Source organism: Streptomyces vinaceus (assembly GCF_008704935.1).
In the GTDB taxonomy this organism is placed as follows: domain Bacteria; phylum Actinomycetota; class Actinomycetes; order Streptomycetales; family Streptomycetaceae; genus Streptomyces; species Streptomyces vinaceus.
The window spans coordinates 273,133-285,576 of record NZ_CP023692.1 but is presented as its reverse complement, the minus strand read 5'-3'; the positions used below and the strand labels follow the sequence as shown (position 1 = coordinate 285,576).

The window sequence follows — 12,444 nt, the reverse complement described above, 5'->3', positions numbered from 1 at the left end:
TCCACTCGGGTGAGGTCGCCGCCACCCGCGTGCCCACGCGCCGGGTGTGGCGCGGGCGGCCCGGGGGAGTTCCCCGCCCGGGCCGCCCGCGACGGGAATGCGGGATTCCGTTGTCTGATTCGGCACCGACCTGATTCAGCCTGAAATCGAAGTTCTCGATATTGAACTCCAGGAGGCAATCTCATTCCCACGAGGAAGGCCAACCGCCAAGGAGACGGAGGGTCGCCGATCGGTAGGGAGTGGGGTATGGCCAGGATCGTTCTGGTGTCGGGGAGTTTGCGTCGGCACTCGGTGAACAGTGCTGCTCTCGCCACCATCCGCAGCATTCTCGACCGGCGTGCCGATGAATTCCACACCTCCGAGATAAGGGTCGCCGACCTGCCTCACTACAACGAGGACCTGGACGTGGGTCCCGGGCCGGCAGCGGTGAGCGCCGCACGCGAACTGCTCATCGCGTCCGACGCCGCGGTCATCAGCACACCGTCCTACAACGGTGCGATGACGGGGACGTTGAAGAACGCCCTCGACTGGCTCTCCCGGCCGTGGAAGGCGAGTTCCCTCTCCGGCAAGCCCGTCGCGCTCCTCACCGCTTCCCCCGGGACGTACGGCGGCGTCGATGCGCAGTCCGACACCCGCAGGGTGCTCGAACGGTGCGGCGCCGTGCTGATCGACCATCCGCGGGTGGCCATCGGCAACGCCGAACGCCTGGTCGGACGCGACGGGACCATCACCGAACCCTCGGTGGTGGCGGAGCTGGAAGGCCTCGTCGACGCCACCATCACCGCCGTACGAGGCCACCGGGTCCCTCTCGCGGCCTAGGCGGGCGGCCGGCCCTCGTACCCGCCCGCGGAAGGAGGTGAATTCCATGAAGAAGAACGTCGTCCGTCGTGTCGTCAACAACAAGATCTGAGCCCTGCCAGGCCGGATCGATCACTTCCCCCGTATATCGGCGAAGCCAGGAGAGAGGTGACTTCCATGACCAAGAGCATCGTGCGTCGCGTCATCCGCAACGAGATCTGATTACCGTCCCGGACGGGATCGATCCCGAAATTCCCCGTGCCGGAGGAGGTGATGTGCGTGAAGAAGATCATTCGCCGTGTCGTCCGTCACGACATCTGATGCGGAATCCGCATTACAGCTGAGGGGTGAACCCCCTCGGGCACCTGTCTCCCGGGGAAAGCCGACGGCTTTCCCCGGGGGCTGTCCCATCCAGCCCACCCAACGAAAACAGGGGGTATTTCCATGGCGAACCTGGAGCGCCTGACCCGCATCGTGAACAGTCCCGGCCGGGGCCTCCTGGGCGCGGACGCCCGCGGCGGTCTGCACTGGCTCGACCGCGATCTCAACGTGCTGCGTTCGTCCAACTCCTCCGCCCCGGCGCAGGACCCGGCCGGCGACCCGATCTACGCCGTCACCTTCGTCGACGACTGGATCGTCACGCGCGACAAGACGGGCACGATCTCCCGCTGGCACGCCGACACCCTGCGGCTCTCCGACCGCCTCGACGCCGCCGCGACCGCCGACGCCTCGCTGCTCCTCGAAGGCGAGCAGCCCGCGCCCACCATGCTCCGCGGCATCGGCGTCTGGGACGGCAAGCTCTACACGAACAACGGGTACTTCCAGGTGGTCGTCATCGATCTGGAGACCTTCACCGTCGAGCGGATCACCGAGTGGCCGCACGGCTACGACATGCTCGAATGGTTCTGCACCGACGCCCCCGGCGTGCACGCCGTCTCCGACCGCTCCGGCCGCATCCACCTCGGCTCGCTGCCGGAGCTCTCCTTCCCGACGGTCGTCCAGGTCGACACGTCCAACGTCCACCGGGTCGTCTACGACGCCCGCCACAACCGCCTGTGGGCCCTCGGCGACGCCGGCCTGGGGGAGACCCGCAACATCGCCAACGGCGTGATCACGGTCGGTCTCGACGGCACCGTCGGCGAACGCTTCGACTACGCGCGCAACGACGTCGAAGGCCTCGTCTTCTCGCCCGACTTCTCCACCGCGTACACCGGCGGCTTCGACGGCGAGCTGCTGATCTTCGACAACACCGACCCCGAACTGCGCGTGGCCAAGCGGGTCGGCGGCTTCAGCCACCAGATCATCGACATCACCGTCGACGAGTACGGAGACGTCTACACCCTCACCCAGGACGGCGAGGTGACCGCGCTGACGGCGGACGGCGCCGTACGCACCCGGCTCGGCTACGAGCGCCAGTGCGTGTGGGACCTCCAGCCCGTCCCGGGTGACGACCGCGCCCTGCTGGCGGCCACCGACGACGGCACCGCCGTACTGCGCCTGGTCGAACAGGTCCCGGGCCACCCGGCGCTCGTCCTGACCGGACAGGAGTTCTCGGGCCTCGGCTTCACCCGCCGCCTCGTCACCCTCGACGACGGCTGGGCGGGAGTCTTCTGGCCGGGGACCGTACGCCGCGTCTCCGCCGCCGGCCAGGTGCTGTGGGAGCGGCGGATGCCCGCCGTCTCGCACACGCTCAGCCGGTCCCCCGACGGCGGCCGGCTGCTCGTCGCCTGCAACGCCGGCGCGATCGAGCTCGACGCCGCGACCGGTGTAGAGCTGTCCCGGATCGACGACCTGCCCGCCAGCGCCTGGGCGAGCGCCTACCTGGAGGACGGCAGCCGGCTCATCGCCACCCGCAACGGGGTGATGACCGCCTACTCCGCGGACGGCGAGGCCACCTGGACCACCGGACTCGGCGGCTACCCCAAGCGCCTCCTGACCGACGGCGACCGGGTACGCGCCACCGGTGGCGGCGGCATCAAGGAGTTCAAGGTCGGTGAGCCCCAACTCGACCAGCGCTTCACCGAACTGCTCGACAACACCAGTGAGAACTGCGTCATCGCCGACGGCGTCCTCGTCGCGATCACGTACGGCCTCCAGGTCGCGGCGTACGACCACGCAACCGGTGAACTCCTCGGGCTCCACGAGGATCTGCCCGACTTCCCCAAGGGCATGGCCCTGCTGCGCGGCCAGGACGGCACCGCGTACGTCGTCATCGGCGGCCGGGGCGGATTCCTCCGGCTCTACCGGCTGGACCGCGAGCGCGAGGACAGCGTCCTGACCGCCGTGCGCGACCTGTGGCTGCCCGCCTCCACCGGCGACTACCCGAACGCCGGCGCACGATGAGCCCTCCCGCGGCCACCACGCCCAAGGCCGGACCCGGCCCCGGTTCGGATGCGGTGGTCGAACCCTCGCCCTTCCAGAACCCGCGGTTCACCGTGTTCGCCGCGGGAAACGCCCTCAACAACATCGGCGAGGCGATGTACGCCACGGCGTTGCCGCTGCTCGCCTACCGGCTGACCGGCTCGCTCGCCGTCATGACCCTGCTGGCCGCCGCGGTCCCCCTCGGCATGCTCCTCGCACCCTCCCTGGGCTGGGCGGCCGACCGGTGGGGACCGCGGGCGCTGGTCGTACCGGGTCTGCTGCTGCAGGCGGCCGCGGCCCTGGTGATGAACCTCGTCCTGCACGCGGGCGCGCCCACCACGACCGCGCTCTTCGTCTGCGCGCTGCTCGTCGCGATCGGCGGAGCCGCGTACCGGACGGGCTGGATGACCGGAGTGCCGGGGATGTTCCCCGACTGCCCGGTGCGTGCGCGAGGGACGCTCAACAGCCTCTTCTTCGCCGCCACCCTCGTCGGCCCCGTGGTCTTCTCCCTGTGCCTGCCCTTCCTGGGCTACGAGGGTCTGCTGTGGCTCAACCTGGCCACCTTCTTCGCGCCGGTCGCCGTCTGGGCGATGGGGGTGCACCCGCCCCGCGTCCTGCCGGGCGCCCCGGGCGCGGGCCGCAACTGGAAGCTCTCCGAGGGCTGGAAGGCGATCGTCGCGGACCGCCGCGTCCTCGACATGCTCATCGTGCAGGTGGTGCTCGCCGTCACCTGTGGCGCGGGCTTCCAGGCCCTGGTCGTCTACTCGCTGGGCCACACCTGGCACCTCTCCGACCGCTCCGTGAGCGCCGTCGTCACCCTGATGAACGCGTGCATGCTCGCCGGCAACCTGCTCGTCGCCCAGCGCAAGCGGATCCGCCCGCGGATCTCCCTGACGCTGGGCATGACGGCCTGCGGCCTGTCGCTGCTGCTCCTCGCGCTCCCGTGGTGGCAGGTGTTCCTCGCGGCGGTCGCGCTCGGCGCGCTCGGCGAGGGCGCCGTCCTGAGCACCGTCGTGATGATGCGGGTCAAGTACCTGCCCGGCCCGGTGCTGGGCCGCGCCTCGGGGCTGATGTGGCTCATCACCGGCGGCGCCGCGCTGCTCTCGCCCGCCGTCACCCCGGCGCTGACCGAGACCGTCGGAGCACGGGGGACCTTCCTCGTGCTGGGTCTCGGCGCGTGCTCCGCCCTCTGGTACCTGAGGCGCGGCCGCACGGACTGGGCCCGGCCGTCCGCGCCGGTCGCCCCCGCATCGAACGTCCAGGAGGAACCACCATGCAAGAAGTAACCGGAACATCCCGCGCGGCCGTCCGCCTCGGACCCCTCCGGTCCCGTGCCACGGTGCGCTCCGAGGTGCGCGTCCCGATCGGCTCCGGGACCGGACCCCAGTTCGACGCGCGGGTGACGACCTTCGACGGACTGGCCGACGGCAAGGAGCACCTGGCCCTCGAACTCGGTGTCCGCCCGGCCGACGGAGTCCCCCTGGTCCGCCTCCACTCGGAGTGCCTGACCGGTGACGTGTTCGGATCCGCCCGGTGCGACTGCGGCCCGCAGCTGCACGAGGCGCTGCGGATGATCGAGGGCGTCGGCGGGGTGCTGCTCTACCTGCGGCAGGAGGGGCGCGGCATCGGCCTCTACAACAAGCTCGACGCCTACCGGCTCCAGGACGACGGCCTGGACACGTACGAGGCCAATCGCGCCCTCGGCCTCGGCGACGACCTGCGGGACTACACGGCCGCGGCGCAGATGCTGCGGACGCTCGGGATCACCGAGGTCGATCTGCTCACGAACAACCCCGACAAGTGCGGCCAGTTGACCCGGCACGGCATCGCCGTCCGCAACACCGTGCGGACGGGGGTGTTCGCCAACCCCCACAACATCTCTTACCTCACGGCGAAGGCCGACAAGACGCTGCACACCATCAGCTTGAAGGAGAAGATCGCGTGATCAAGCACCAGGGCCCGATCAGCGGGGTCGCCACCTTCGGTGACCGCTACGTGGCCACCGCCGGTTACGACAACCAGGTCATCCTCTGGGACGCCGCCGAGCACACGTTCCTGGCCCGCGGCGTCCACGACCATCTGGTCAACCAGGTCGCGTTCAGCCCGGACGGCTCGCTGCTCGTCACCTCCTCCAGCGACTACACCGCGCGCCTGTGGTCGGTCCCCGACCTGCGCCTGCGCGCGGTGCTGGGAGACCAGAAGGACGACGTGGAGATGTCCGTCTTCCACCCGGAGCGGGAACTGGTCGCCACCGCCTCCCGCGACCACACGGTCCGCGTCTACGACTTCACGGGCGCCGTGGTCCGCCGCTTCGAGGGCCACACCGCCGACGTGATCTCCGTCGAGTGGCTGCCCGCCACCGGCGAGCTGATCTCCTCCAGCGACGACGGGACGATCAAGCGCTGGTCGCTCGCCACCGGCGAGATGACCGCCGACATCGACCTCGACGGCGTCGAGACGGACACCATCGCGATCACACGCGGCGGTGTGGTCTTCGCCGGCAACGACGACGGCGCCATCATCCGCATCGAGGACGGCGCGACCGAGTACTTCCCGGCCCACGACGCCGGCATCAAGCGCCTCGTCCTCAACTCCGCGACCGGCGCCCTCGTCAGCCTCAGCTACGACCGCTCCCTGCGCGTCTGGGACACCGCCGAGGGACTGCGTCCGCTGCACACCGCCGAGTTCCCCGCCGAGATCTGGGCCCGCTCCTGCGCCTTCCTCGACGACCACACCCTCGCCTTCGCCACCTTCGGCTCCACGTACGCGACGTACGACACCGCCTCCGCGACCTGGAACCTGGACCTGGTGGAGGGCACCCGCTGCGTGAACGCCGTCACCACCCTGCCGGACGGGCGCACCTACACCGTCGGGGACGCGGGCGTCGTCCGCGTCGACGGGGCCGAGGGCGGACGCCCGGACAGCCTGTGCAACTTCCTGGTCCCCGTGGGCGGCCGGGTGCTCACCGGCGGGCAACTGGGCCGGGTCTTCGACGCCGACACGGGCGAGACGCTCCACCAGCACCGCTCCCCGCTGAACTGCGCGGCCGCCTTCCAGCGCGACGGCGTACCGCACGTCGTCGTGGGCGCCTACACGGGCGAGGGCCTCGTCTTCGCCGTACGGGCGGACGGGACGGTCGAGCACGTGGCGACGCTCCCGCTGCTCGCCAACGCGGTGAAGGGGCTGGCCGTCTCCGGCGAGAGCATCTTCGCGGTGTGCGCGGACGCCTCGGCGAGCTGGTTCAGCACCCGCACCCTTGAGGAGACCGCCCGCGTGGAGGAGGCGCACACCCGGATCGCCAACGGCTGCGCACCGCTGCCGGGCGGCCGCTTCGCCAGCGTCAGCCGCGACCTGCTCCTGAGGCTGTGGGACGGCGAGGGCGCGACGGCCGTGCCCACCCCGCACGACCACTCCGTCAAGTGCGTCGCGGCCTCCGCCGACGGGGCCTTGGTGGCCACCGGCTCCTACGGGGGCACGGTCGCCGTCTACGACACCCGCACCGGGACCTGGCCGTACGTCGGCAAGCCGACCACCGCCGGCATCTCCGCCCTCCACTACGCGCCGGAGGCGGACACCTTCCTCGCGGCCTCGTACGACGGCTCGGTGTACCCGGTCCCGGCGGACCGGGGCGACGTCCTCAGGCTCCGTCGATGAGGCGCTGGAGGCCGGGGGCGTAGAGGTCCGCCAGGCGTTCGGGGCCGGCGTGGGAGCCGGCGCCGTCGGGGCGGTGCAGGCTCAGGGTGGCCCCGAGGCCCAGCAGCTGACCGGCGATCAGCTCGGCCCGCAGCTGCGCGTCCGGCCCCGTCAGGGAGGTGGCCAGCCGGTCGGTGACCTGCTCGCGGAAACGCGCCCGCAGCAGGGTGCGCTCGTCCTCGATGCCCAGGGAGAACACGACCCGCAGCAGCGGGTCCCCGCGCAGCCGGTCCCGCAGGTCGACCATCGTCAGGACCAGGTGCCGGCCGAGGCCGGGGCGCGGGGCGGCGAACAGTTCGTCGGCGGCCGCCCGGAAGTCGACGACCGTGTTGAAGAGGGCTTCCTTGCTGCCGAAGCGTTTGACGATCAGCGAGGGGCTCACCCCGGCGTCGGCCGCGATCCCGCGCATCGTGACCTCGGCGTACGGCCGCAGCGTGAACGCGCGGCGGGCGGCGCGGACGATGGCCTCGCGTCCCGTCTCGGCGGCGGTCTCGGCGGCAGCCTCCCCACTCGCCTCCCCGCCCGTTCCCGCACCAGCCGTGGCGGGCACGGCGGTGAGGGAGTCCTCGGTGCTGCTCATGCGCTCTCCCGGGCGGCGGTCACGGACGCTGACACCGTGACCGTACCGCCCGCGCGGCCGCGCAGCGGACCACGGCCGCCCCCGCGGCGGCCCGGCGACCGCTTGGACGAACGGTCCGACGGCAGGAACAGCGTGGCGACGAGGGCGGCGAGCGCCGTCCCCCCGGCGATCAGGAAGATGAGCAGGTAGGCGTGCAGGGTCGGTGCCGTGCGCCCGCCGACGACGAAGGTCACGTGGGCCAGCACGGCGGCGACGACGGCGCTGCAACAGGCCTGGCCGACCGAGCGCATCAGGGTGTTGAGACCGTTGGCCGCGGCCGTCTCGCCCACCGGTACGGCCCGCATGACGAGCGCGGGCAGCGCCGAATACGCGATGGCGGTGCCCGAGGCCACGACCGTGGCGCCGGCCACGATCAGCCACAGGCTGTGGCTGGTGAAGAAGCGGACCGCGTAGCCCACGGCCATGACGACGGAGGCCAGCGCGAGCGCGGTGCGCGGCCCGTAGGCGGCCGAGATCCGTGCCGAGACGGGGGAGAGGGCCACCATGGCCAGGCCGCCCGGCAGCAGGCACAGGCCGCTCACCACGATGGACGCGCCGAGGCCGTACCCGGTGCTGGTGGGCTCCTGCACCATCTGCCCGGTGACCAGGGAGTTCGCGTAGAACGCGAAGCCGATCAGCAGCGCGGCCACGTTGGTGAGCAGGACGGCGGGCCGGGCGGAGACCCGCAGGTCGACCATCGGGGAGTCGGTGCGCAGCTCGTACCAGCCCCACAGCAGGCCCACGGCCACGGAGGCGCCGAGGAGGCCGAGCGTGCGGGGGGAGCTCCAGCCCCAGTCCGAGCCCTGGGTGATGGCGAGCAGCAGCCCGACGAGGGTGGCGGTCAGCCCCAGGGTGCCGGGGAGGTCGAAGCGGCCGTACGAACGCACCGGGGACTCGGGGACTATCCACAGCACCAGCACCAGGTCGAGGAGGCCGAGCGCCGCCGACGCCCAGAACATGGTGTGCCAGTCGAAGTTCTCCATGACCACCGCGGCGACGGGCAGGCCGATGGCCGCACCGATGCCGAGCGTCGAGCTCATGAGTGCTATGGCGGAGAGCACCCGCTCGGCCGGCAGCTCGTCGCGGATGATGCTGATGCCCAGGGGGATGACCGCGAGCGCCGCTCCCTGCAGGGCCCGGCCGGTGATGAGGACGCCGATGTCGGAGCTGACCGCGCACAGCACGGAGCCGGCGGTGAGCACGCCCAGCGAGGCCAGCAGCACGCGCCGCTTTCCGTACATGTCACCGACGCGGCCGAGCACGGGGGTGAAGACCGCGCCGGTCAGCAGCGTGATGGTGACCAGCCAGCCCGCGGCGCCCGGGCTCGCCCCCGTCAGGTCGGGGACGTGCGGCAGCAGCGGGACCACGAGGGTCTGCATGACGGCGACGACCATGCCGCAGAAGGCGAGGACGGGCATGACGAGCCCGGGGCGACGGCTGCGGGGGGTGCCGGGGGCGGGGGAGAGGGCGGCTCGGTCGTCGGGGGCCGGGCCGGGTGCCGGTATCGCGGGGGCCATGGTGCTCCAGGGGTGCGGAGGGGGCTGGACACCCAGGGGTGCACAACCGTTCACCCCCCACGGTAAACGATTGTGCACCCCTTGTCCGGCCTCGGGTCGCCGCGAAATCGCGGGTCATTGGTCCAGACCTATTGACGGGGCTTTCCGGCGCTCCTACGATCCGGTCCGGCGCAGTCCCCCCATGTCCCCACCTCACCCCAGCCGGGCGTCATGCCCCCACGTATCGTCATGCCCATGACACTTCGGCGGGAAGGGAGCACCACATGATCCGTCGTAGGTCGCGTACTTCACGCCCGCCGGGCGGTCTCCCCCCTCGCCCCGGACCGGACCGGACCCCGCCGGGACCGGCCGTCCTCAGGCGCGTACTCGCCGCGGTCAGCGCGGTCGCCGTCATCGCGACCGGCCTCGCGGTGGCCGGCTCCGTCTCGGCCGGGGCCGCCCCGGCCAACCTCGTGGCCAACTCCGGCTTCGAGAACGGGCTGACCGACTGGACGTGCGCCGGAGGCGGCGCCGCGGCCGTCGGCAGTCCGGTCCGCTCCGGCGCCTCCGCGCTCAAGGCGGCGCCGACCGGCCAGGACACCGCCCAGTGCAGCCAGACCGTCAGCGTGCAGCCCAACTCCCAGTACTCCCTGAGCGCCTACGTCCAGGGCAGCTACGTCTACCTGGGCGCCACCGGCTCCGGCCTCACCGGCACGACGTCCACGTGGACGCCGAACAGCCCCTCGTACAGCCAGCTCGGCCTCACCTTCACCACCGGGCCGAACACCACCTCGGTCACCGTCTACCTCCACGGCTGGTACGGGCAGCCCGCGTACTACGCGGACGACGTGTCGCTCAGCGGCCCCGGCGGCACCACCCCGCCGCCGACCACCGCCCCGCCGACCACGACCCCACCGACGACCGCCCCGCCGACCACCACCCCACCGACGACGGCGCCGCCGACGACCGCCCCGCCCACCACCCCGCCGCCCACCACTCCGCCGGGTGACACCTGCCCGACGAAGCCCAGGCCGTCCGGCAAGGTCCTCCAGGGCTACTGGGAGAACTGGGACGGCGCCTCCAACGGGGTCCACCCCGGCATGGGCTGGATCCCCATCACGGACAGCCGGATCGCCGCGCACGGGTACAACGTCATCAACGCGGCCTTCCCGGTGATCCTCTCGGACGGCACCGTCCTGTGGCAGGACGGCATGGACGCCGGAGTCAAGGTCTCGACCCCCGCCGAGATGTGCCGGGCCAAGGCGGCCGGGGCGACGCTCCTGATGTCGATCGGCGGCGCAGCCGCCGGCATCGACCTGAGCTCCAGCACCGTCGCCGACAAGTTCGTCGCGACGGTCGTCCCGATCCTCAAGAGGTACAACTTCGACGGCATAGACATCGACATCGAGACCGGCCTGTCCGGAAGCGGCGACATCAACACGCTGTCCGCCTCCCAGTCCAACCTGATCCGCATCATCGACGGCGTCCTCGCGCAGATGCCGGCCGGCTTCGGCCTCACGATGGCCCCCGAGACCGCGTACGTCACCGGTGGAAGCGTCACCTACGGGTCGATCTGGGGTGCGTACCTGCCGATCATCAAGAAGTACGCCGACAACGGCCGCCTGTGGTGGCTGAACATGCAGTACTACAACGGCAGCATGTACGGCTGCTCCGGCGATTCCTACCAGGCCGGCACGGTTCAGGGCTTCACCGCGCAGACCACGTGCCTGAACAACGGCCTGACCATCCAGGGGACCACCGTCAAGGTGCCCTACGACAAGCAGGTGCCCGGCCTGCCCGCCCAGCCCGGCGCCGGCGGAGGCCACATGGCGCCGAGCCTGGTCGGTCAGGCGTGGAACGCCTACGGCGGCTCGCTGAAGGGGCTCATGACCTGGTCGGTCAACTGGGACGGCTCCAAGGGCTGGACCTTCGGCGACAACGTCAAATCCCTGCAGAACCGCTGACCACGCGCCGGCCTCCCGCCGACCGCTCGCGCCCGGAGCACCGCTCCGGGCGCGGAGCGGTCCGTAGGGGGCGGCCCGGGGCGGCCGGGTCAGACCAGCACTCCGGCGAAGAACATCGACGCCAGAAGCGCGTACTGGACCGAGCACCACGCCAGCAGCGGTACCTGGACCCATCGGGACGTGTGCCGGACGAGTACGAGCCCGACCAACATCTGCGCGTGGTTGCGGTACCACGACATTTCCGCCCCGGCGAAGAACGGTACGAGGAAGATCGCCACCGTCAGGGTCACAGCGGCCCACTCCTCGGCGGCGAGCCGGCGGTCGCGCACGAGCCGGACGGCGGCCGTGGCCACCACGAGCAGCACGAACGCCGCGTTCAGCCAGAGCTGGCTCCGGTGCGCGCCGAGGCTGTGCTCCACCAGCCACGGCAGGTGCCCCTCGGGCCGGTACCAATCGCTGAACGGGAAACCGTAGGCCTTCCGCATCTCGTCGAACGGCTGCCGCACACCGCTTTGCCCGTAGCTGGACTGCTGGATCGTCTCGTACGCGTCCCACCGGCCCGTCGCCTGCCACATCAGCCACTTGGTCCACAGGACTCCGCACCCGGCGAGGGCGGCCGACGCCCCGGCCTTCGCGAGCCGCACGCTCCACGTGTCCCGCTGCCACGCGAAGAACGCGCTGAGCAGCAGCATGCCGACCGCGACCGCGCCGACCAGGTGGCATGCGGTGGCCACGAAACCACCGGCGGCGGCAAGGCCCCAGGAGCCGCGTCTCACCCCGGCGACGCAGACGAGCAATGCCAGCGTTCCGGTGGCGATCGGGAACATCGCATGGAAGTAGACACCGCCCGGGAAGACCGCGCCGATCGCGAGCGTGAGGCCGGTGGCCCAGGTGAGCCGGGCGCCCAGCAGGTACCAGAGCACCGCGAAGATCCCGAAGAGGGAGGCCTCGGAGACGACGACGGCGGAGATCTCGTAGGAGAGTCCGGTGGCGGAGACGGCGCGGACCGACATCGGGTACCCGGGGAACCAGGCGACGTTCCCGCAGATCACATCGGGATAGTCCGGGTAGCGCTCCCGGCACGGGAACATCTCGTAGCCGGTCTTGGCGATCGACAGGTAGTGCTCCGCGTCCCATCGGCGCCGACCGGCGGTGGACCAGTACGCCACCTCGGACCCGTCGCCGGCGACGGAAGCCCTCGCGACCAGCCAGGTGACGAGGTTGCTCATCAGCCATGCCACGGCCGGAGGCAGCAGCCCGGTCAGCCGGTCGCGGCGCGACGGACGGCCGCGCACGGACAGGGGAGGACCGCTCATCCCCCGCTCCGCGCCCGCGCCCCGCAACCGCCTTCCAGCCCGCCGGGCAGGCCGAGTCCCCTGGTCGGAAGGTACTGCGAGGCGCTCTCCACGCGGCCATGGAACCACGGGCGCGGGCCAGGTCTTCGCAGGCACGGACGAGGGCGACGGCTCGTCGGGCCCGTGAGGAGTGAGGGGTGAGGGCGTGGGTAGGTGCC

The 12,444-nt window shown here is 71.5% G+C and carries 9 protein-coding genes; 6 read left to right on the top strand and 3 right to left on the bottom strand.

What is annotated here, in order from left to right; genetic code table 11:
* The first annotated feature begins 246 nt into the window (after nt 1-246).
* The 5 genes from CP980_RS01310 (at nt 247) to CP980_RS01290 (ending at nt 6,813) form a co-directional block, all read left to right on the top strand.
* Complete coding sequence (locus CP980_RS01310) at nt 247-819, top strand: NADPH-dependent FMN reductase (protein ID WP_150492335.1); 573 nt, start codon at nt 247-249, stop codon at nt 817-819.
* A 423-nt stretch (nt 820-1,242) separates the two neighbouring features.
* A complete protein-coding gene (locus CP980_RS01305; protein ID WP_150492334.1) occupies nt 1,243-3,141 on the top strand; it encodes an outer membrane protein assembly factor BamB family protein in 1,899 nt (632 codons plus the stop codon).
* On the top strand, nt 3,138-4,445 hold the full coding sequence (locus CP980_RS01300) for an MFS transporter (RefSeq protein ID WP_150492333.1): 1,308 nt from the start codon (nt 3,138-3,140) through the stop codon (nt 4,443-4,445). Before CP980_RS01305 ends, CP980_RS01300 begins: the two co-directional genes overlap by 4 nt.
* Nucleotides 4,433-5,104: a GTP cyclohydrolase II gene (locus CP980_RS01295; RefSeq protein WP_150492332.1), complete on the top strand. Its 672-nt coding sequence runs from the start codon at nt 4,433-4,435 to the stop codon at nt 5,102-5,104. Before CP980_RS01300 ends, CP980_RS01295 begins: the two co-directional genes overlap by 13 nt.
* Nucleotides 5,101-6,813 carry a WD40 repeat domain-containing protein gene (locus CP980_RS01290; RefSeq protein ID WP_150492331.1) on the top strand — a complete coding sequence of 571 codons (1,713 nt, stop codon included), beginning with the start codon at nt 5,101-5,103 and terminating at the stop codon, nt 6,811-6,813. Before CP980_RS01295 ends, CP980_RS01290 begins: the two co-directional genes overlap by 4 nt.
* Here CP980_RS01290 and CP980_RS01285 read toward each other — a convergent pair.
* Together CP980_RS01285 and CP980_RS01280 are read right to left on the bottom strand one after the other, a co-directional pair.
* Nucleotides 6,797-7,432, bottom strand: coding sequence for a TetR/AcrR family transcriptional regulator (locus CP980_RS01285; RefSeq protein ID WP_150492330.1), 636 nt, complete (start codon nt 7,430-7,432; stop codon nt 6,797-6,799). The two genes, CP980_RS01290 and CP980_RS01285, sit on opposite strands and share 17 nt — an antisense overlap.
* Nucleotides 7,429-8,988 (bottom strand): MFS transporter, encoded by a 1,560-nt coding sequence (locus tag CP980_RS01280; protein ID WP_189999017.1) that lies wholly within the window; start codon nt 8,986-8,988, stop codon nt 7,429-7,431. The genes CP980_RS01285 and CP980_RS01280 overlap by 4 nt, the downstream gene beginning before the upstream one ends.
* Before the next feature lie 263 nt (nt 8,989-9,251).
* On the opposite strand from CP980_RS01280, the gene CP980_RS36650 reads away from it, so the two are divergent.
* Entirely contained in the window at nt 9,252-10,931 is a 1,680-nt protein-coding gene (locus CP980_RS36650) for a carbohydrate binding domain-containing protein (protein WP_150492329.1), read from the top strand.
* A gap of 89 nt (nt 10,932-11,020) precedes the next feature.
* Here the strand turns inward: CP980_RS36650 and CP980_RS01270 are convergent, their stop codons facing one another.
* Entirely contained in the window at nt 11,021-12,247 is a 1,227-nt protein-coding gene (locus CP980_RS01270) for a hypothetical protein (RefSeq protein WP_150492328.1), read from the bottom strand.
* Nucleotides 12,248-12,444: the final 197 nt, after the last annotated feature.